Raw genomic sequence first — 21408 nt, 5'->3', positions numbered from 1 at the left:
TCAGCATTCTTCATTCCAGCAAAAGTGATCCCGGGCGATCATGGTGCTGGTAGCGCTCGGCCCCCAGGTGCCGCTGGCGTAAAGGCGCGGCCCTTGGGTATCGCTGCGCCAGTGGTTCAAGATGGGCTCGACCCAGCGCCAGGCTTCCTCTTGCTCATCACTGCGCACAAACAGGTTCAGCCGCCCGTCGATCACATCAAGCAGCAGTCGCTCATACGCACCCACGCGCTCGGTGCCAAAACGTTTGTCAAAGTCCAGGTCCAGTTGCACGGGCGCCAGATTGTTCGAGTTTTGCCGCTTGTCCTGCGCTTGTGCCAACAAGTGCAGCTCCAGTCCGTCCTTGGGTTGCAGGTTGATCACCAACTGGTTGGCCATGCCAATTTGGGTGTTGAAAATGGCGTGTGGCGTCGGCCGGAAGTTCACCACAATGCGCGAGTCGCACCCGGCCAGGCGTTTGCCGGTGCGAATGTAAAACGGCACCCCGGCCCAGCGCCAGTTGGCGATCTCGGTGCGAATGGCGACAAACGTCTCGGTCGTGCTGGTCGGGCTCACGCCCGGCTCTGCCCGGTAGCCCGGCACCGCCTGGCCGTTGATGGCCCCGGCGCTGTATTGGCCACGAATCACGTCGCGTGCCAGCGTTTCAGGCGTCCAGGGTTTGAGTGAGCGCAAGACTTTGAGCTTCTCATCACGAATCGCGCTGGCGTGCGCGTTGATCGGTGGCTCCATACCAATGGCGCACAAGAGCTGCAGTGCGTGGTTTTGCACCATGTCACGCAGTGCCCCGGTGGTCTCGTAAAAGGCACCGCGTTTTTCCACGCCGAGTTGCTCGGGCAGGGTGATCTGGATGTTGGCAATGTGTTCGCGCCGCCACAATGGCTCAAACAATGCATTGCCAAAACGCAGCGCAAACAGGTTTTGCACGGCGGGTTTGCCCAGGTAGTGGTCAATGCGGTAGATCTGCTGTTCGGTAAACGACTCGCCCACCGTCTGGTTGATAGCGCGGTTACTGGCCAAGTCATGGCCCAGCGGCTTTTCCAGCACGATGCGGGTGTGTGGCGTGTTCAGGCCCGCAGCGCCGAGTTGCTCGGCGATGGTGGCAAACAGATTCGGCGCGGTGGCCAGATACATCACCACCGTGTCTGCCTGGCGTTGCGCCAGCTTGGTCTTCAAGTGGGCGTAATGCTCGGGCTTGGACAGGTCCATGCTGACGAATTCCAGCAATGCCGCAAAGCGGTCAAATTCCTGCGTGCTGGGGCGCTTTTCCAGCTCCACATGCTCGAAGCGCGAGGCAATCAGCGCCCGGTAGCGTTCATCGCTCAAATCATCCCGGCCAATACCGATGATGCGCGCACCCGCAGGCAAACTACCGTGTTTGAAGGCCTGAAACAAAGAGGGCATCAGCTTGCGCCAAGACAAATCGCCGGTGCCGCCAAAAAGGACAAGGTCAAAACTCATGGTACTGAACAGGTAAGGGAGTGAAATGGTTTGTCACTGTAACTTGGTTTCATGCTTTCCTGTAACTCGGTAACTTCACCGCAACGCTGCGCACCAGCTGTCAGGCTGTTGAAGAACGCACGCCTGGGTGGACAGCTTGGGCTGACGCTGGCTAAAGCTGGCGGATGCAGGGGGATGCAGGCGTGTCGGTGGTGGCAGGCACGTCAACCGGGTGCGTCGGTTGTCAAGCGGTGGTCGGATAATGGCCGCATGAACCAACTCGACGCCCTCAAAAAATTTACCACCGTGGTCGCTGACACCGGTGACTTTCTGCAAATGGCCAGTTTCCAGCCGCAGGATGCCACCACCAATCCGTCGCTGATTCTCAAGGCGGTGCAAAAGCCTGAGTACCGCGCGCTACTGACCGACACTGTGGCGCAGTTTCAGGGCCGTGCGCCCGATGAAATCACCGACCGTTTGCTGGTGCGTTTTGGCTGCGAAATCTTGGCCATCGTGCCGGGGCGGGTGTCCACCGAAGTCGATGCGCGCTTGAGTTTTAATAGCAGTGCCACCATCACCCGTGCCGAGCGCATCATTGAGCTGTATCAGGCGCAAGGCATTCATATTGATCGGGTGCTGATCAAGGTGGCATCCACCTGGGAAGGCATTCAGGCCGCCGCCGCGCTGGAGCGCCGTGGCATTCACACCAACCTCACGCTGCTGTTCTCGTTTTGCCAGGCGGTGGCCTGCGGCCAGGCCAGGGTGCAACTGATTTCACCGTTTGTTGGCCGCATTTACGACTGGTACAAAAAATCAGCCGGTGCCACCTGGGTGGAAGCCGACAACAGCGGCGCCAACGACCCCGGCGTGAAGTCGGTGACAGAGATTTATAACTACTACAAAAAGTTTGGCATCGCCACCGAGGTGATGGGTGCGAGCTTTCGCAACGTGGGCCAGATCACCGCGCTGGCAGGGTGTGATTTGCTCACCATCAGCCCGGAGCTGCTGGCCACGCTGGCCCAAAGCAAGGCACCCTTGCTGCGCACGTTGGACGCGCAGGCCGCGCAGGCGATTGATTTAGCGCCGGTGAACTATGACGAAGCCAGCTTCCGCTTTGCCCTTAACCAAGACGCGATGGCGACTGAGAAGCTCGCCGAGGGCATTCGGGCGTTTTGCACCGATGCCGCCAAATTGGATCAACTTTTGCTAGGGAACTGACATGAACACCACTCGCTGTGACCGCACGCCCGCCTGGGGCGCCTTGCAAGCCCAGTTTGACGCTGCGGGCCGAACGTTTGATGTGCGGGAAGCCTTTGCCGCTGACCCAAAGCGGTTTGCTGCGTTTAGCCAGAGCGCGCCGCACATTTTTGCCGACCTGTCCAAAAACCGCATCGACGCAGCCACGCAAACCCTGTTGCTCGATCTGGCGCGCCAAAGCGGTCTGGAATCGCACCGCGACGCGATGTTTGCTGGTGAAAAAATCAACACCACCGAAGACCGTCAGGTGATGCACTGGTTATTAAGAAATCCACCTCTAGCCCTTATGGATAAAGCGCGAGCAGATATCAATAATGTAGCGTCAAGCTTGACCGAAGTGCACGCTACGTTAGCTGCCATGCTGGCCTTTGCCGAGCATGTGCGCACGGATGCCGCCATCACCGACGTGGTGAACATCGGCATTGGCGGCTCAGACCTGGGCCCGCAAATGGCGGTGCTGGCGCTGGACGAATATGTGCTGCCGGGCAAACGGTTCCACTTTGTCTCCAACATAGACGGGCATGAACTGGCAGCAGTGCTCAAAAAAATCAAGGTGGAAAGCACCCTGTTTCTGATTGCCAGTAAAACCTTCACCACGATTGAGACCATGACCAACGCGCACAGCGCCAAGGCCTGGTTTGAAGCGCAGGGCGGCACCGATATTGCGCGGCATTTTGCGGCCCTCACCACCAACGTGGCTGCCGCCAACGCCTTTGGCATCAGCACCACCTTTGGCTTTTGGGACTGGGTGGGCGGGCGCTATTCGGTGTGGTCGGCCATTGGGCTGCCGCTGGCCATTGCCATTGGTTCGCAGGGCTTTAGGCAGTTTCTGGCCGGCGCGCATGACATGGACGAGCATTTCCGCACTGCCCCGCTGGCGCAGAACCTGCCGGTGCGTCTGGGCTTGCTGGACGTTTGGTACCGCAATTTCCATGGCTTCACCAGCCGCAACGTGGCGCCGTACCACAGCGCCCTCAAGCGCTACCCGGCGTATTTGCAGCAACTGGAGATGGAAAGCAACGGCAAGCGCGTGGATGCATCCGGTGCGGCACTGCCCTATGCCACCTCGCCGGTGGTCTGGGGCGAGCCGGGCACCAACGGCCAGCACGCTTATTTCCAGATGTTGCACCAAGGCACCGATGTGGTGCCGGTGGAGTTTGTGGCGCTCAAAACGCCTCGGCACACTCTGCCCGGCCACCACACGCTGCTGCTGGCCAATGTGCTGGCGCAGGCGCAGGCCTTGATGCTGGGCAAGGCAGATGCTGGCGGGCACAAGGACTTCTCAGGCAACCGTCCCAGCACGTTTTTGCTGCTGGACGAACTCAGCCCCGCCACGCTGGGTGCGCTGATCGCCTTGCAGGAGCACCGCGTGTTTGTCTCTGGCAGCCTGTGGGGCATCAACAGCTTTGACCAGTGGGGCGTGGAGCTGGGCAAGGTGCTAGCCAAAGACGTGGAACAACGTTTGATCAGTGGCAACACTGATGCGCTGGACGGTTCCACTGCTGGTCTGCTAGCGCGCCTGCGCGCTTGAGCAAGGTGTTTCGGCCCTTTGCCTGGCGGACCCACTGGCTGGCCGTGGCGGTTGGCGTCACCGGTTGTCTGGCGCTTGGGGCGAGTGCCGCCCAGACCGCACCCGTATCTGCCGACCCGCAGAGCCACTATGTGCGTGCAGGAGACACCATTTTTGTCAGCGGCCGACTGGCGCATTGGTTTGGCACCTTGCTGGCGCAGTTTGCGCACCCCGACGATGCCGGGGCCGTGCGTGCCGATGCCAACCATCCCGAGCGCCGCGTTCGCCACATCGTCTTTGTCAATGCATTGGGTCGGCCCGAGCGCACGCTGGGGGTGGACATGCTCAGCCCGCGCCTGCAAGGGCGCTCGGTGCGCATGACCGTCATGGGCCGTTGCGACCTGTTTTGTGCCCGAATATTCATGCTGGGAACGCAGCGCGCCTTTGGCCAGGATCTGCCCGGGCAAGGCAGCTGGATCGACATCCGCCCGCCCATCGATTTGCAAACCCAGCAGTGGGTCAACCGCGAGCCTGAGCAGCAGGTGCAGGCGCTCACCCGTGCCAGGCCCGAGTTGCTGGCCTATGCCGCGCGCTGGAGCGACGCCATGCGCCGCACCCAGGATGCCAGCGGTGGCCTGCGCCTGTACCTGGACCGCCCGGCGCAGTTTTGCCCCAGCGCCGGGCACGCCTGTGAAACCTGGCCCGACATGACCGCGCAGGCCATCGGCCTGGTGACCGAGCGCAACCGAGTGCCGGTGACGCTACCCGCCACCTTGGCCGATGCGTCCCCCGACGCGCCCTGGCCGCCTTTTTATGACCCTGAATAAGCGACCGCCCCGCCCAGGTCGATCAACGCCATGAATCTTGTTTTTGACTTTGGCGCGGTGCTGTTCACCTGGAAACCCGCACAGTTGCTGCGCCAGACCTTTCCTGTGCAGGCGAACTCGGATGAGCAAGCGCGCCATTTCGCGCATCAGATGTTCTCGCACCCCGACTGGCATGCGTTTGACCGCGGCACGCTGGACGAGCAGGCGGTGATTGAGCAAACCGCACAACGCCTGGGCCTGCCACTGCCGGCCATGCACGACCTAGTGCACGGCATTGGCGAGCGGCTCACCGTCATTGAAGACACGCGGCTCCTGCTGCAACGCCTGCATGAGCAGCGCCAACGCGCCGATCAGGTGACTGGCTTGTACTTTTTGTCCAACATGCCGCTGCCCTACGCCCGCTTGCTGGAGGAGCGCTACCCGTTTTTGAAGTGGTTTGACGGTGGAATTTTTTCCGCTGATGTGCAACTCATCAAGCCCGAACCGGCCATCTACCAGTTGCTGCAAAGCCGCTACGCACTGGACCCAGCACGCACGCTGTTCATCGACGACCTCAAAAGCAACGTGCACGCCGCCCAGGCGCAAGGCTGGCACGGCGTGCATTTTGAGTCGGCGCAGCAGCTTGAGGCGGTGCTGGCGTTACGGGGGCTGTTACAGCGCACTTATCCAGATAACGCTGGCGAAAGCTGGTAAGAGTGGCCTGGTAACTGGCTGGCGCGATGCTTTGCAAGTCGCTGTGGTGCGCTCCCGCAAACTGCACCCATTGCTTGGGTGGATTGGCGGCTGCAAACAGGCGTTGCCCCAGCACCATCGGAACGTTGCGATCCTCTACGCCATGCAGCATCAGCACAGGGGCATTAACGCGTTCGATTTTCTCGATGGACGCAAAGCGTTCCGGGCTGAAGCGTGCCGCCAAGCTGGCCCAGAAACCGGCTTCAGCCGCAATGTCGGCAAAGCTGGTGAAGGCCGACTCCAGAATCAGCGCACCGTAATCCAGCGGGCTGCTCAAGTGGCTGGCCAGCGTCGCCGCCACACCACTGCCCATGGAGTGCCCGTAAATCACCCGCATCGCCGGGCGCGGCTCGCGCCTGACCAGTTCGGCCCAGGCGCGCCTGGCGTCTTGCTGGATGCTGTCTTCACTTGGAACGATAGAGGTGCTTTGCCCCCAGCCTCGGTAGTCCACTGCCAGCACCGAAAACCCGGCAGCGCGCAAGGCCTCAATCTTGGCCTGGTTGCCCGGCAGAGCCCGAAACGTGCCATGCAGGTACAGCAAAGTGGGTGCAGCGGGGTCTGGGTGGGCAAGCCACCACAGCGCCAGGCGCGCTGGTGCCGCTGGCGGCGCCCTGTCCACAAAATAGAGTTTCGTATTAGCGGGTAAAGTTGCCAGGTCTGGGGCTTGGCTGGTGGTGGGGCGGTAAATAATCAGCCGCTGCTGGTCGGTCAACCAAGCGCAGGCGCTCAATGCCAGCAGCAGCCCCATACAAACCATCCTGAAAACGAAACGTCTCAAACGCATCGGACTGAGCATGCCAACCTGCAAAATGTTATCTATCAAAAAAGTGTGCTGCCTAGCCATCGGGCTGATTGTGGCGCAGCTGAGTTGTGCCGCAACCGCCAAGCAGCCAGCCCCAGGCTTCATGGCCGAACTGGCACGCGACAAGGTTCTGAGCTGGCAATTCAGCCCCTATACGCATCACTTTTCGGACAACCCGGAGCACAAGACGGTCGTCTTGGTGGGGCTGGAGCGCGAGTATGCCAATCAGAAGCTCGATGGCCTGGCGCTGTTCAGCAACTCTTTTGGCCAGCCCACGGTCTACCTCTACCCCTGGGGCGGGGTGTACAAGTCCATCCTGGGAGTGGAGCGCCTGTCCTTCAAATGGACGGCCGGGCTGTTGTATGGTTACCGCGAGCCCTATGAGGACAAAGTGCCGCTGAATTACAAGGGGTTTTCGCCCGCTGTGATTCCGGCGCTGGCCTATGAGTTCAAGCACGGCTGGTCAGCGCAGGTCAATGTTTTGGGCACCGCCGGGCTGATGTTTCAGCTCAGCGCACCGTTCAAGTGAGGTCGCGCATATAGCAATAAACAGGCCTCTAGCCCTTATGGCATAAGCGCAGCGTGCTATAAAAAAAGCCCCCGCAGGCTTCACACCTGCGGGGGCTTTGAGCACTTTGCGAGCGCTACACGAGCTTTTTACATGCCCATGCCACCCATACCGCCCATGCCACCCATGTCACCGCCGCCCATGCCACCCATGCCGCCAGCCGAGTCGTCCTTAGGAGACTCAGCAATCATGCATTCGGTGGTGAGCATCAGCGACGCCACAGAAGCTGCGTTTTGCAGCGCGGTGCGGGTCACCTTGGTTGGGTCCAAAATACCCATCTCGATCATGTCGCCATAGGTGTCATTGGCAGCGTTAAAGCCGTAGTTGCCGGTGCCAGCCATGACAGCGTTCACTACCACAGAGGCTTCGCCACCGGCGTTGTAAACAATCTCGCGCAGAGGCGCTTCGATGGCCTTGAGCACCAGGGCAATACCGTGGTCCTGGTCAGGGTTGTCACCCGTGATGGTGCCAGCAGCTTGCTTGGCGCGCAGCAGAGCCACGCCGCCGCCAGCCACAATGCCTTCTTCCACAGCAGCGCGGGTCGCGTGCAGAGCGTCTTCAACGCGGGCTTTCTTTTCTTTCATCTCGACTTCGGTGGCAGCGCCGACCTTGATCAACGCCACGCCGCCAGCCAGCTTGGCCACGCGCTCCTGCAGCTTTTCACGGTCGTAGTCGCTGGTGGCTTCTTCGATTTGCACGCGCACTTGTTTCACGCGGGCTTCAATGTCAGCAGCGGGGCCAGCGCCGTCGATGATGATGGTGTTTTCTTTGCCCACTTCAATGCGCTTGGCAGAACCCAGGTCAGCCAAAGTGACCTTTTCCAGCGTCAAACCAACTTCTTCAGCAATGACCTTACCACCGGTCAGGATGGCGATGTCTTCCAGCATGGCCTTGCGACGGTCACCAAAGCCTGGGGCCTTGACAGCCACCACCTTCAGGATGCCACGGATGGTGTTGACCACCAGAGTTGCCAGGGCTTCGCCTTCGACATCTTCAGCAATGATCAACAGCGGACGGCCGCTCTTGGCGACTTGTTCCAGCGTGGGCAGCAGGTCACGGATGTTGCTGATCTTCTTGTCAAACAGCAGCACAAACGGGTTGTCCAGCAAAGCGGCTTGCTTTTCTGGGTTGTTGATGAAGTAGGGCGACAGGTAGCCGCGGTCAAACTGCATGCCTTCAACCACTTCGAGTTCGGATTCGAGCGACTTGCCGTCTTCCACGGTGATCACGCCTTCTTTGCCAACCTTGTCCATCGCGTCCGCAATGATCTTGCCAATGGTCTCATCCGAGTTGGCAGAGATCGAGCCAACTTGCGCGATTTCTTTAGAGGTGGTGGTGGCCTTGGAGGCCTTCTTCAACTCGGCAACCAGGGCGGTCACAGCTTTGTCAATACCGCGCTTCAGGTCCATTGGGTTCATACCAGCGGCGACATACTTCATGCCTTCGCGGATGATGCTCTGAGCCAGCACGGTGGCGGTGGTGGTGCCGTCGCCAGCAACGTCAGATGTCTTGGAAGCGACTTCCTTGACCATCTGCGCACCCATGTTTTGCAGCTTGTCTTTGAGTTCGATTTCCTTGGCCACGGACACGCCGTCCTTGGTCACGGTGGGGGCGCCGAAAGAGCGCTCCAGAACCACGTTACGGCCTTTGGGGCCCAGGGTGACTTTGACCGCGTTGGCCAAAATGTTCACGCCTTCAACCATGCGTGCGCGGGCTTCGCCGCCGAAAATTACGTCTTTTGCTGCCATGTTATGACTCCGAATATAGGTGAAATATGCCGCTAGCCCGCATGAAATATGCGCAGCTAGCTATTGATTTAAGAGCGATTTATGACTTGTCGACCACAGCGAACAAATCGTCCTCTTTCATCACGAGGAGTTCGTCGCCATCAACCTTGACGGTCTGGCCGCTGTACTTGCCGAACAACACGCGGTCGCCCACCTTGACGCTCATGCTCCCAAGTTCGCCCTTGTCGTTCTTCTTGCCAGGGCCGACAGCCAGCACTTCGCCTTGATCGGGCTTTTCAGCAGCGCTGTCTGGAATAACGATGCCGGAAGCGGTGCGGGTTTCGTTTTCTACGCGCTTGACAATCACGCGGTCGTGCAGGGGACGAAGTTTCATAGGTTCTCCTAAGTGTTGAAACAGGGGTTTAAAACCAGAACGACAACTCAAAGTGAGTTGGCAGTCGTTGTTTTGAAGCAATGCGCTAACTAACGTTTTAACTAACTTTGTTAGCACTCATCACTATCGAGTGCTAATGATAAGGGCGTTTGTCAGGCTTTCAAGAGCCCGGCGGCACAAAGCCGTATGTTTTTTGAGTGCAATCGGATACATGCGTTACGCTTTCCACTTGAACGCTGCCCGTCGTACAAGGCCACAGCAGCAGGTGGTTGGGCAATTCGGAATCATCACAGGGATAAGATAAAAACCAATGGCTGAGCAGACTTTCGCGCACATCGACGGCATCAAGAAAACCCTCTGGGCCACCGCTGATAAGCTGCGGGCCAACATGGACGCCGCCGAATACAAGCACTTGGTGCTCGGCCTCATCTTTGTCAAATACATCAGCGACACCTTCGCCGCCCGCCGCGCCGAGCTCACCACGCGCCTGACCCACCCGGCCGACGAGTACTTCTTTCACGATGCCCAACCCGGCGACATTGAAGCCGAGCTGGAAGACCGCGACTACTACACAGAGGTCAACGCCTTCTGGGTGCCCGAGCCGGCCCGCTGGGAGGCCTTGCGCGCTGCTGCCAAACAAAGCGACATTGGCAAACGCATCGACGATGCCCTGACCCTCATCGAGCTGGAGAATCCCAAGCTCAAAGGCATTCTGGACAAGCGCTACGCCCGCGCCCAATTGCCCGATGGCAAGCTGGGTGAGCTGGTTGACCTGGTCTCCACCATCGGCTTTGGCGACAACCCCAGCACCGCCCGCGACATTTTGGGCCAGGTGTACGAATACTTTTTGGGCATGTTCGCCAGTGCCGAGGGCAAGCGCGGTGGGCAGTTTTACACGCCAGCGAGCATCGTCAAAACCCTGGTGGCCATCCTCAGCCCCCACACCGGCAAGGTCTACGACCCCTGCTGCGGCTCGGGCGGCATGTTTGTGCAATCTGAAAACTTCATAGCAGCTCACGGAGGAAAGACGGGGGATGTGGCCATATTTGGCCAGGAAGCCAACCCCACCACCTGGCGGCTGGCGGCCATGAACCTGGCCATTCGCGGCATTGACTTCAATCTGGGCCGTGAACCGGGCGACACCTTCACCAAAAACCAGCACCCGGACCTGCGGGCCGACTTCATCCTGGCCAACCCGCCCTTCAACATCAGCGACTGGTGGCACGGCAGCCTGACGGGCGATGCGCGCTGGGTGCATGGCGACCCGCCACCCGGCAACGCCAACTACGCCTGGCTGCAGCACATGCTGCACCACCTTAAACCCACCGGACGCGCGGGCATTGTGTTGGCCAATGGCAGCATGAGTTCAAGTCAGAACAGCGAGGGGGAGATACGCGCTGCCATGGTCGAGGCTGACGTGGTCGAGGTCATGGTGGCGCTGCCTGGTCAGTTGTTCTTCAACACCCAGATTCCAGCCTGCCTGTGGTTTCTGGTCAAGCAAAAAACCCACCGCAAAGGCGAGGTGCTGTTCATCGATGCCCGCCAGCTGGCGACCATGATCAGCCGGGTGCAGAGCGAGTTCACCGACGCGGTGATTGAACGCATTGCCGCCACCGTGGCGGCGTGGCGCGGCGAGCCTGATGATGGAGACTCTGAAAATGGTAGCTGCTCACGCAATGGCTACGTGGACATTCCGGGGTTTTGCCGTTCAGTCCCGCTTGCCGAGATCGCCCAACACGGCCATGTACTCACCCCCGGCCGCTACGTGGGTGCGCAAGAGGTTGAAGACAACGATGCCGACTTCGCCACCAAGATGCAGCAGCTCACCGAAAAACTCGGTGAGCAAATGGCCAAGGGGGCGGAACTGGATGCGCTGATTCGGCAGAAGCTGGGCGGATTAGGATATGAGTTTTGAAACATGAAGGAAAACCATGCTGCGCACCTATGAAGCTGTTTTACAGCCCAACGGCAGTCTCCAGTTTTTGGACTTGCCCGCCACCACCACGCGCAAACCCTGTCGCGTACTAGTGACCTTCACCAATGAACCGCTCCCCATGGACACCGCGCTATGCGGTGCGTCCTTAAGTGAGTCGGCCTTGGCGCAAGACTGGCTGCGAGACGAGGAGGATGCCGCATGGTCACATTTGCAAGCCGTCAAGTAATCCTGCTGCCCTTTCCTTTTTCCGACTTGTCCGCCAATAAGCTGCGTCCGGCGCTGCTGCTGGCCTCTGCCGGCAAGGGGGATTGGGTGCTGTGCCAGATCACCAGCAACCCCTACGCCGATACAGGTGCCATTGAGCTTAGCGAGCAGGACTTTGCCCAAGGCGGCCTGCAGCGCGTGAGCTATGTACGCGCCAATAAACTGTTCACCGCCAACGAAAGCCTGTTTCAGCGCACCGTCGGGCAGCTTGGCGCAACACGACATGCGCAAGTGGTTCGTTTTGTGGTGGATTTGGTTGAGGCCGGGGTGTGACGTCTGATCTCCTGCGCGAAAGCGAATTGCCGGTGCGTGATGGGGTGATTCAATGCTTTGAAATTGCCATGGACGTGGCACGGCAACTCACGGTTCGTGTGTTGAAAGAAGTGTTTGGTAGGGATGAGGCACCAGCGCGTAAAGACACGTTTCGCGAAGCGGCCAAGCTGGGGTTGGTGGCAGACGCTGAAGCCTGGATCGGTCATGTCAACGCGCGCAACCGAACGTCGCACACTTATGACTCTGAAATTGCCATGCCAGTATTTGCACACGTACCCTCGTTTGTGCCCGATGCCCATGATTTGCTGGCGCGCCTGAAGCCTCATGCTGCTTGATATTCGCCCAGACCATCTGGAGTTGGTGAAGTCCATTCTTCAGCGCTGGGTGCCCGGTTTGGAGGTCTGGGTCTTTGGTTCGCGTGCCAAGTGGACGGCCAAAGACAACTCCGACTTGGATTTGTGCATCGTGACATCCCAGCCCTTGAGCTTTAAGGTCATGGGCCATTTGCAAGAAGCATTTTCTGACTCTGACCTGCCCTACAAAGTGGACGTGGTGGATTGGAGCAGTGTGAGCAAAGCGTTTCAGGCGGTCATCGCGAGGGATAAGGTGGCGGTGCAACCCGGACGTCGGGTTAGCCCAAAGGAAGTCACCCGACAGGTGTTGCATGGGGCGTCGGCGTTGGGTGGCGAAGATGTCGGGTTACGCTGCGCTAACCCGACCTACGAGTGGCCGGTACTGCCGCTCGAAGACTGCCTCGACGCGTTGATTGATTACCGAGGGAAAACGCCTGTCAAGACTGACTTTGGTATCCCATTGATTACAGCCAAGATCATAAAAGGCGGGCGAATTGAAACGCCCACCGAGTTCATTGCAAAGGACGACTACGACTCTTGGATGCGTCGAGGGTTGCCACAGGAGGGTGACGTCGTATTGACGGTTGAAGCGCCACTGGGCGAAGTTGCCCAACTTGGCGCCGCTTGTCGTCCATCATGGATGCCAGCAATTTCATTCTGATTGCCTGCATGGTGGACAAGACCCGATTGAGCCGCAGTGAAGGCGCAACATCCAACCCGTATCACATTGCTCTGAGCATTTGCCTGGAATCCTTGCGCAGCTTTCTGGCCGAGAAGAAGCAAGACCATTTGCAAACCCATGTGGTGGTGGAGTGCAGAGGCAAGAAAGAGGACCGTGAGCTGGAGCTGGAATTCCGGCGCATTTGTGACGGTAACAACCCAAGCAATCGGCAGCTGCCGTTCGACATCGTGTTTGCCGACAAGAAAACCAATTTGACGGGCTTGCAATTGGCTGACTTGGTCGCCCGGCCTGTGGGGCTTAACTACATTCGTCCGGCACAGGCAAATCAGGCGTTTGACTTGTTGAAGCGGAAGTTTTACTGCGACGGCGGGCGCAAGCAGGTCGGCAGCGGCTACGAGAACGTGGGTTTGATAATTTACCCGCCTCAGAAAGCGAAAAGCCCCGATGAACCCACCGAGGCTGTGACGCCGACCAGGAACCCCCAATCCACTTAGGCGTTCAGTTTAGCGCACTGAGCCACTGTCTGCCAGCCGACGACAAAGGAATCTAGAAAAATTAAGGGAGTTTCATGACCGAAGACCAGCTCGAACAAGAAGCCCTGGCCTGGCTGGCCGATGTGGGCTACACCCACGCTTATGGCCCTGACATCGCCCACGACGGCCCCCACCCTGAGCGAACCAGCTACCGCCAGGTGCTGTTGCTGCAGCGTTTGCGCGAGGCCATCAACCGCCTGAACCCCACCATTCCCACCGCTGCCCGTGAAGATGCGTTCAAGCAGGTGATGGATTTGGGCATGCCGGCCCTCATGAGCGCCAACCAGCACTTTCACCGCCTGCTGGTCACCGGCGTGCCGGTGCAGTACCAAAAAGACGGCGAGACACGCGGTGACTTTGTGCGGCTGATCGACTGGGCCACACCGGAGCGCAACGAGTGGCTGGCGGTTAACCAGTTTTCAATCCGTGGCCCGCACCACACCCGCCGCCCGGACATCATCCTGTTCGTTAACGGCCTGCCGCTGGTGCTGATCGAGCTGAAGAACCCGGCTGATGAGAAGGCCGATGTGTGGAAGGCCTACGACCAGATTCAGACCTACAAAGAGCAGATTCCTGACGTGTTCCAGACCAACGAGCTGCTGGTGATCTCTGACGGCACCGAGGCCCTGCTGGGCAGCCTGAGCGCCAACCCCGAGCGCTTCATGGCCTGGCGCACGATTGACGGCGTTACGCTGGACCCATTGGGCGAATTCAACGAGTTGCAAACGCTGGTGCGCGGTGTGCTGGCCCCAGCCTATCTGCTGGACTACCTGCGCTACTTTGTGCTGTTTGAGGACGATGGCGGTATTGTCAAAAAGATTGCCGGCTACCACCAGTTTCATGCGGTGCGCCTGGCCATTGGGCGCGTCATCGACGCATCACGTCCCGGCAGCCTGCCCGGCATTCGGGGCAAAGGCGGCGTGGTCTGGCACACCCAGGGCAGCGGCAAAAGCATCACCATGACCTGCTTTGCGGCTCGCGTGATGCAGGAGCCGCTGATGGAAAACCCAACCATTGTCGTGATCACCGACCGTAACGACCTGGACGGCCAGCTGTTTGGCGTGTTCAGCCTGGCGCAAGACCTGTTGCGCGAGCAGCCGGTGCAGGCCCGCACCCGCACAGAGCTGCGCACGCTGCTGGCGAACCGGCCTTCGGGCGGCATAGTGTTTGCCACCATTCAGAAGTTCATGCCTGGTGAGGACGAAGACATGTTCCCGGTGCTCTCAAGCCGCCACAACATCGTGGTGATGGCTGATGAGGCGCACCGCACGCAATATGGCTTTGAGGCCAAGCTAAAAACCCGTAAGAGCGGCAACACCGCAAGCGCACCAGACTCGTCATTGCGAGGAGCGCAGCGACGCGGCAATCCAGCCCCATCGGTCGCCAACGTCAACGCCTTCGGTTTTACGTTAATTACGCCCGTAGCCCTCGTATCCATTGCGCAAGCAGCTACAACTACCATAGCAACCGGCGCAGGTGCCACCCCAGCACATCAGGTGGAGTTCGTGCCGCCGACCTATGCCGTGGACGGGGTTGTGGAAAGTTACCCGGTCGAAAGCTATCAAGTGGGTTATGCCCAACACCTGCGCGATGCCCTACCGCACGCCACCTTTGTCGCCTTCACCGGCACACCAGTCAGCAGCACCGACCGCGACACCCGCGCCGTTTTTGGTGACTACATCCACGTGTACGACATGCAGCAGGCGCAGGAAGACGGTGCCACGGTGGCGATCTATTATGAGAGTCGTCTGGCCAAACTGCGCCTGAAAGACGCCGACCTGCCGCTGCTCGACGACGAGGTCGATGAGCTGAGTGAGGACGAAGAAGACAGCTTTCAAGCCAAGCTCAAAAGCCGCTGGGCCGCACTGGAGAAAGTGGTAGGTGCCGAGCCCCGCGTGGCCAGCGTGGCGGCCGACCTGGTAGCCCACTTTGAGGAACGCAACAAAGCCCAGACCGGCAAAGCCATGGTCGTGGCCATGAGCCGTGACATTTGCGTGCATCTGTACACCGAGATCATCAAACTGCGCCCCAACTGGCATGACGCCGACCCCGAGCAGGGTGCCATCAAGATCGTCATGACTGGCAGTGCCAGCGACAAGGCGCTGTTGCGCCCGCACATCTACAGCGCCCAGACCAAGAAACGGCTGGAAAAGCGCTTCAAAGACCCTGCCGACCCGCTGCGCCTGGTCATCGTGCGCGACATGTGGCTCACCGGCTTCGATGCGCCCTGCGTGCACACCCTGTACGTGGACAAGCCCATGAAGGGCCACAACCTGATGCAGGCCATTGCCCGCGTCAACCGCGTGTTCAAGGACAAGCAGGGCGGCCTGGTGGTGGACTACATCGGCATTGGCAGTGAGTTGAAAGCGGCCATGAAGGAGTACACCAACAGCAAGGGCCGAGGCCGCCCGACGGTGGATGCCTTTGAGGCTTTCAGTTTGATGCAGGAGAAGCTGGACATTCTGCGCGCCATGTTGTGCCGCTTTGACTACTCGGGCTTTCTGACTGGCGGCCACAAAACATTAGCCGGTGCCGCCAATCATGTGCTGGGTCTGAAATCTGCCAATGGTTGGGACGGCAAAAAGCGCTTCTGTGATGTGGCGCTGGCCATGAGCAAGGCATTTACCTTGTGCTGCACGCTGGACGAGGCCAAGGTGGTGCGCGAAGAAGTCGCGTTTCTGCAAGGTGTGAAAGTCATCCTGACCAAGAAAGAAGCCACCGCCACCCGCCGCACCGACGAGCAGCGCGAGCTGGCCATTCGGCAGATCATCAGCCAGGCGGTGGTGTCCGACAGCGTGGTCGATATTTTTGATGCCGTGGGGCTGGATAAACCCAACATCGGTTTGCTGGACGACGAGTTTCTGGCCCAGGTGCGTGACCTGCCCGAGAAGAACCTGGCGGTGGAGCTGCTGGAGCGCCTGCTGGAGGGCGAAATCAAAAGCCGCTTTGCCAGCAACGTGGTGCAAAACCGCAAGTTCTCCGAGATGCTGGCCAGTGTGATTGCGCGATACCAAAACCGCAGCATCGAAACCGCGCAGGTCATGGAAGAGCTGATCGAGATGGCCAAAAAGTTCCGCGAAGCGGCCTCACGTGGTGAAACATTGGGTTTGAGCGAAGACGAAGTGCGTTTCTACGATGCCCTGGCCGCCAACGAATCAGCGGTGCGCGAACTGACCGACGACACCCTGAAAAAAATTGCCCATGAGCTGACTGAGAACCTGCGCCAAAACCTGAGCGTGGACTGGTCAGAACGGACCAGCGTGCGCGCCAAGCTGCGGCTGATGGTCAAGCGCATCCTGCGCAAATACAAATACAAATACCCTCCTGATTTGCAGGACGCAGCGGTGGAGCTGGTGTTGCAGCAGGCGCAGGCGTTGGGGGAGAACTGGGCGGGGTGAGGTCGTCTGAGCGATGACGAGGTGCGGCACACCTTAAAATAACGAATTATTGCTAGTTGGTAAAAAAACTCGAGGCCTTGTTGCCATGTTGGATCGACCGAAAAGGTTCTTCAAAGATCTTCCCATTCGAGTTTGGCTATTTCTGCTCGTGCTTATCTTTGCGCTGCCAGCTGGGGGCGGCATTGCTTGGTACGCCATCAACGCCAGGGATATAGCACGCCAAGAGGCCTACAAGAAGGTCGAGATCATCGTCGGCGACGTGTCCAAAAATCTGGGCCTCATGCTGCGGGATTACGAAAGACTGCTCAAAGCAGTTGCTTCAGAGTACCAAGGCAACCCACCTGTCGTAGCCAAAAACTTCAACCCCGGCCAGCTCTTGCACACCGATCCCCTGGTCATCAGACTTGGCGTACGTGATCTTCAGGCCAACCTCATCGACGCCAGTTTGACCGATGCGCTGCCTGCCGAAGAAGCGTTGAAGTTTTCGTGGGTGCAGCAAGGTGTGCAAAGCGAAACCTTTGCCGTGAGCGGAGCGGTCCAAGAGCCGCTAAGCGGTCGCTGGGCGGTGATGCTGACCTACCCTGTGCGGGACGCGCAAGGCACGCGCACCGGCTTTGTCAACTTGTCGCTCGACTTGCTGTCTCTCAACGAACGCCTGCTCGCCTCCATTCCCTCCAACGTTGTTGTTCCGGTACTGGATCGAACCGACCAATACCTGCTTCGATCCGCCGATGCCCTGGACATGATCGGCAAAACATTGCCGCAAAATATCGCCGACGCTTTACGCTGGAAGGTCAAAGGATTTGCCACCAGCAGTGACCTACAGGGCGTGACGCGCCTCTATGCCGTTGCCAGCATTCCGAGCGCTGGCTGGCGAGTGTTTGCCGGTATGACCGAGGTCGATGTGCTTGCCCCAGCGCAAAAGACGTTCCGCTACATCGTGACGGTTGGCATGACGATGCTGCTGATGCTGGTGGCGCTTGCCTGGATGATGGCGAACGCCATTGCACGCCCGGTACGTGACCTGGCTGAAACTGCAAGAAAGATTGCGATCGGTCAGGAGGGTGCGCGCGCGCCTGTGGCCGGTCCTGCCGAGGTCGCAGAGGTGGCGCGAGAGTTCAACCAGATGCTTGACACACGCAAGTTGGCCGAGCAAAAACTGGTGGAGCGGGAATTCCTGCTGAGAGAATCTCAGCGGGTGGGACGTATCGGATCGTATGCGCTGGACCTTGCCACCAACCAGTGGATATCGTCCGAAGTGCTGGATCAGATTTTTGGCCTGGAGCTGCAGGACCAAAGATCAAAGGCAAGTTGGAGCGCCCTAGTGCACCCGGAAGATCGGGCCGGGATGCTTCACTATCTCTTGCATGATGTCGTTGAAATGCGAAAGCCCTTTGATCGGGAATACCGCGTCGTGCGCCCCATTGACGGTGATACGCGTTGGGTTTGGGGTCTTGGCGAACTGAGCTTCAACGAGCTCGACCAGCCCGTCAAAATGATCGGGACGGTTCAAGACATTACCGAGCGAAAAAAAGCCGAAGTCCGCCAGCAGCTCGCCGCCAGCGTCTTCACCCATGCCCGTGAAGGCATCACCATCACTGACCCGAGTGGGACCATCATCGACGTCAACGACATGTTCACCCAGATCACGGGTTACAGCCGTAAAGAGGCGCTGGGCCAGAACCCGCGCTTCTTGCAGTCGGGTCGGCAGGACAAAGCGTTTTATGTCGCCATGTGGCATGACCTGACCACCCAGGGGCACTGGAGCGCAGAGATTTGGAACCGGCGCAAGAGCGGTGAGGTGTACGCAGAAATTCTCACCATCAGCGCAGTGCGTGATGACCAGGGCAACACGCTGCACTATGTTGCGCTGTTCTCCGACATCACCGCCATCAAGGCACACCAAAAGCAGTTGGAGCACATGGCCCATTACGACACCTTGACGGGTCTGCCCAACCGGCTACTGTTGAGCGACCGCTTGCGCCAGGCCATCGCCCAAGGCCAGCGGCGTGACAAGGCGCTCGCCGTGGTTTACCTGGATCTGGACAACATCAAGGCGGTCAACGACACCCACGGCCACGAGGCCGGGGATGCAGTGCTGATGGCCTTGTCTGAAGCCATGCAAAACGCCCTGCGCGAAGGCGACACCCTGGCCCGCTTGGGAGGCGACGAGTTTGTGGCGGTGCTGGTTGACCTAGACACCAACCTAGACTGCATCCCGGTCATCGAGCGGCTGCTGGCAGCGGCGTCCACGGTGGTCGAACTGCCTGCCAGCACGGTCGTCGAGGGGGATAAGTCTGCTCAGTCTGGTCAGTCCATCCAAGTCACCGCCAGCATTGGCGTCACTTTTTACCCGCAGGACAATGTGGACGCGGAGGTGATGTTGCGCCATGCCGATCAGGCCATGTACCTGGCCAAGCAGGGCGGCAAAAACCGCTACCACCTCTTTGATATTGCCCGTGATGCTGCCGTTCAAACCCGTCACGATGCAGTGCAACGCATCAGCGATGCGCTGGCGCAGGGCGAATTCGTGCTGTATTACCAGCCCAAGGTCAACATGCGCACCGGTGAGGTTATCGGGGCCGAGGCGCTGATCCGCTGGCAACACCCCGAGCGCGGCTTGGTGCCTCCGGGCGACTTCCTGCCCACCATTGAAGACCATCCCATCAGCATTGCCTTGGGCGAATGGGTCATTGACACCGCTTTAGCCCAGATGGGCGCCTGGCGCGCGCAGGGGCTGGACCTGGTGGTCAGCGTCAACATCGACGCGTTGCAATTGCAACAGGCAAACTTTCCTGAGCAACTACATGACATTCTGACCCAGCACCCGGATGTGCCCCCGCAGTGCCTGCAGCTTGAGATTCTGGAAACCAGTGCGCTAGAAGATATTGCCCGCGCAGCGGCCGTCATGCACGCCTGCCGTGCCATGGGTGTGGCATTTGCGGTAGACGACTTTGGCACGGGTTATTCGTCACTGACCTACCTCAAGTATTTGCCCGCTGACGTTTTGAAGATTGACCAGAGCTTCATTCGCAACATGACTGACAACCCAGATGATCTGGCCATCGTCAGAGGCGTGATCGGGCTGGCTGAGGTCTTTCACCGGCAGGTGATTGCCGAAGGCGTGGAAACCAGAACGCATGGCGACTTGTTGCTGAGCATTGGCTGCGATCTGGCGCAGGGCTACGGGGTGGCGCGGCCCATGCCCGCCGATGCGTTGCCAGCCTGGGCGCTACAGTGGCGTGAGGGCGGTGGATTGTTGGCATCAAGCCCAAGCTGAGCCACCCTGCTGGCGCGCTGGATCCAAGGCTGCGCGGCACCCGGTAATGGCCTGATAAGCTATTTATTATGTAGCTGTTAGCGCTTATGCCATAAGGGATAGAGGCCTATTTCTTATACATTGACCGCACAAAGTACAAAATGCCAGTAACGTGCGGACAATGGGAATAACCCCGCCACCTGACCAGCGCACCCCGACATGAACCCTGACGCACATCACCTATGGCGCGCCCCAAGCTGGGCGCTGGCCGTGTTGCTGGCCATGCTGGGCATGCTCGGGCCGTTTTCTATTGACACTTACATTCCGGCGTTTTCTGGCATGGCAACCTCGCTGAATGCCACGCCGGTGCAGATGCAGCAGACGCTGTCTGCGTATCTTTTTGGCTTTGCCTTCATGTGCCTTTTTCACGGCGCGCTGTCTGACAGTGTCGGCCGCCGGCCGGTGGTGCTGTGGGGGCTGGCGGCGTTTACCTTAGCGTCCATCGGCTGTGCATTGTCGCAAAGCATTGAGCAGCTGATTTTTTTCAGGGCGGTGCAAGGCCTGTCCACCGGCGCGGGCATTGTGGTGTCCCGCGCGGTGGTGCGCGACATGTTTGCGCCGGTGCAGGCGCAAAAAGTCATGAGCCAGATCACCATTTACTTTGGTGTGGCACCCGCTGTGGCACCGATGATTGGCGGTGTGTTGTACGAGCACCTGGGCTGGCACAGCGTGTTCTGGTTTTTGACCGGTGTTGGGGTGTTTTTGTGGGTGGCCAACTACCGGCTGCTGCCCGAGACGCTGCACCTGAGCCACCGCCAGCCGCTCAAAGTCAGCAACCTGATGCAGGGCTACTGGAAGCTGGGGTGCGACCCGCGCTTTCTGCTGCTGGCGCTGGCCAGCGGCATTCCGTTCAACGGCATGTTTTTGTATGTGCTGTCAGCCCCGGCGTTTCTGGGTGAGCACCTGGCGCTGGCACCGACGCAGTTTTTCTGGTTTTTTGTGCTGACCATCAGCGGCATCATGAGTGGCGCCTGGGTCAGCGGGCGCATGGCGGGGCGGATTACACCCAAACGGCAGATCCGCCATGGCTTTGCCATCATGCTGAGCATCGCCACGATCAACCTGGTGGCCAACAGCCTGTTCACCGCTAGCGCCGCCTGGGCCATGTTTCCGATTGCCATTTTTTCCTTTGGCTGGGCGTTGATGGTGCCGGTGGTCACGCTGCTGGTGCTGGACTTGCACCCGGATCGGCGTGGCATGGCGTCGAGCCTGCAGGCGTTTATTGGCTCCACTGCTAATGGCCTGGTGGCTGGGCTGCTGGCGCCGCTGGTGATGCATTCCACGCTGGCGCTGGCAGCTGCCTCGCTGGGCATGATGCTGATTGGCCTGGTGGCCTGGGTGCTGCTGCACCGGCGCTGGCCAGAGATTGGTCGCCTGGTCTAAGTTCTGCAGGAGTTTG

The 21408-nt window shown here is 59.4% G+C and carries 17 protein-coding genes and 1 pseudogene; 14 read left to right on the top strand and 4 right to left on the bottom strand.

The annotated features are described in order from the left end of the window. Positions 1-1455 (bottom strand): glucose-6-phosphate dehydrogenase, encoded by a 1455-nt coding sequence (gene zwf / locus BLL52_RS01255; protein WP_075584910.1) that lies wholly within the window; start codon positions 1453-1455, stop codon positions 1-3. A 249-nt stretch (positions 1456-1704) separates the two neighbouring features. Here zwf and tal point away from each other — a divergent pair, with 249 nt between their 5' ends. The 4 genes from tal to BLL52_RS01235 are packed head-to-tail and all read left to right on the top strand — an operon-like array spanning position 1705 to position 5721. After that, positions 1705-2652: a transaldolase gene (tal, locus tag BLL52_RS01250; RefSeq protein ID WP_075584909.1), complete on the top strand. Its 948-nt coding sequence runs from the start codon at positions 1705-1707 to the stop codon at positions 2650-2652. A gap of 1 nt (position 2653) precedes the next feature. Further along, positions 2654-4222: a glucose-6-phosphate isomerase gene (pgi, locus tag BLL52_RS01245; protein WP_075584908.1), complete on the top strand. Its 1569-nt coding sequence runs from the start codon at positions 2654-2656 to the stop codon at positions 4220-4222. Beyond that, positions 4219-5028: a hypothetical protein gene (locus BLL52_RS01240; protein ID WP_075584907.1), complete on the top strand. Its 810-nt coding sequence runs from the start codon at positions 4219-4221 to the stop codon at positions 5026-5028. The genes pgi and BLL52_RS01240 overlap by 4 nt, the downstream gene beginning before the upstream one ends. 30 nt (positions 5029-5058) lie before the next feature. Continuing rightward, positions 5059-5721 (top strand): HAD family hydrolase, encoded by a 663-nt coding sequence (locus BLL52_RS01235; RefSeq protein ID WP_075584906.1) that lies wholly within the window; start codon positions 5059-5061, stop codon positions 5719-5721. A gap of 55 nt (positions 5722-5776) precedes the next feature. On the opposite strand, the pseudogene BLL52_RS21170 reads toward BLL52_RS01235, so the two are convergent. After that, positions 5777-6508: pseudogene (locus BLL52_RS21170) on the bottom strand (alpha/beta hydrolase); the annotation flags it as partial. A gap of 46 nt (positions 6509-6554) precedes the next feature. Here BLL52_RS21170 and BLL52_RS01225 point away from each other — a divergent pair. Continuing rightward, the gene (locus BLL52_RS01225) at positions 6555-7091 is read left to right on the top strand and encodes a hypothetical protein (RefSeq protein WP_158025664.1); all 537 of its coding nucleotides are present in this window, start codon (positions 6555-6557) and stop codon (positions 7089-7091) included. Between the two features lie 128 nt (positions 7092-7219). Here the strand turns inward: BLL52_RS01225 and groL are convergent, their stop codons facing one another. Both groL and BLL52_RS01215 read right to left on the bottom strand, forming a co-directional pair. Further along, positions 7220-8878, bottom strand: a complete 1659-nt coding sequence (gene groL, locus BLL52_RS01220) for a chaperonin GroEL (protein ID WP_075584904.1) — start codon at positions 8876-8878, stop codon at positions 7220-7222. 79 nt (positions 8879-8957) lie between these two features. Next, complete coding sequence (locus BLL52_RS01215) at positions 8958-9251, bottom strand: co-chaperone GroES (protein ID WP_075584903.1); 294 nt, start codon at positions 9249-9251, stop codon at positions 8958-8960. A 310-nt stretch (positions 9252-9561) separates the two neighbouring features. Here BLL52_RS01215 and BLL52_RS01210 point away from each other — a divergent pair, with 310 nt between their 5' ends. The 9 genes from BLL52_RS01210 to BLL52_RS01165 all read left to right on the top strand — a co-directional run bounded on the left by BLL52_RS01210 (position 9562) and on the right by BLL52_RS01165 (position 21392). Beyond that, positions 9562-11166 carry a type I restriction-modification system subunit M gene (locus tag BLL52_RS01210; protein ID WP_075584902.1) on the top strand — a complete coding sequence of 535 codons (1605 nt, stop codon included), beginning with the start codon at positions 9562-9564 and terminating at the stop codon, positions 11164-11166. Between the two features lie 16 nt (positions 11167-11182). Continuing rightward, entirely contained in the window at positions 11183-11413 is a 231-nt protein-coding gene (locus BLL52_RS01205) for a hypothetical protein (protein ID WP_075584901.1), read from the top strand. Then, positions 11386-11724 carry a type II toxin-antitoxin system PemK/MazF family toxin gene (locus BLL52_RS01200; protein WP_075584900.1) on the top strand — a complete coding sequence of 113 codons (339 nt, stop codon included), beginning with the start codon at positions 11386-11388 and terminating at the stop codon, positions 11722-11724. Before BLL52_RS01205 ends, BLL52_RS01200 begins: the two co-directional genes overlap by 28 nt. Further along, a complete protein-coding gene (locus BLL52_RS01195; RefSeq protein WP_075584899.1) occupies positions 11721-12059 on the top strand; it encodes an HI0074 family nucleotidyltransferase substrate-binding subunit in 339 nt (112 codons plus the stop codon). Before BLL52_RS01200 ends, BLL52_RS01195 begins: the two co-directional genes overlap by 4 nt. Continuing rightward, positions 12049-12738, top strand: coding sequence for a nucleotidyltransferase domain-containing protein (locus BLL52_RS20910; protein ID WP_241838938.1), 690 nt, complete (start codon positions 12049-12051; stop codon positions 12736-12738). Before BLL52_RS01195 ends, BLL52_RS20910 begins: the two co-directional genes overlap by 11 nt. Continuing rightward, positions 12714-13253 (top strand): DUF3800 domain-containing protein, encoded by a 540-nt coding sequence (locus BLL52_RS01180; RefSeq protein WP_083633713.1) that lies wholly within the window; start codon positions 12714-12716, stop codon positions 13251-13253. The genes BLL52_RS20910 and BLL52_RS01180 overlap by 25 nt, the downstream gene beginning before the upstream one ends. Before the next feature lie 74 nt (positions 13254-13327). After that, positions 13328-16690, top strand: a complete 3363-nt coding sequence (locus BLL52_RS01175; RefSeq protein ID WP_075584898.1) for a type I restriction endonuclease subunit R — start codon at positions 13328-13330, stop codon at positions 16688-16690. Between the two features lie 148 nt (positions 16691-16838). Beyond that, the gene (locus BLL52_RS01170; RefSeq protein ID WP_075584897.1) at positions 16839-19970 is read left to right on the top strand and encodes a bifunctional diguanylate cyclase/phosphodiesterase; all 3132 of its coding nucleotides are present in this window, start codon (positions 16839-16841) and stop codon (positions 19968-19970) included. A gap of 198 nt (positions 19971-20168) precedes the next feature. Further along, positions 20169-21392: a multidrug effflux MFS transporter gene (locus tag BLL52_RS01165; RefSeq protein WP_075584896.1), complete on the top strand. Its 1224-nt coding sequence runs from the start codon at positions 20169-20171 to the stop codon at positions 21390-21392. Positions 21393-21408: the final 16 nt, after the last annotated feature.

This window comes from Rhodoferax antarcticus ANT.BR (genome assembly GCF_001938565.1).
Lineage (GTDB): Bacteria > Pseudomonadota > Gammaproteobacteria > Burkholderiales > Burkholderiaceae_C > Rhodoferax > Rhodoferax antarcticus.
This window is presented reverse-complemented; position numbering and strand designations above follow the sequence as displayed.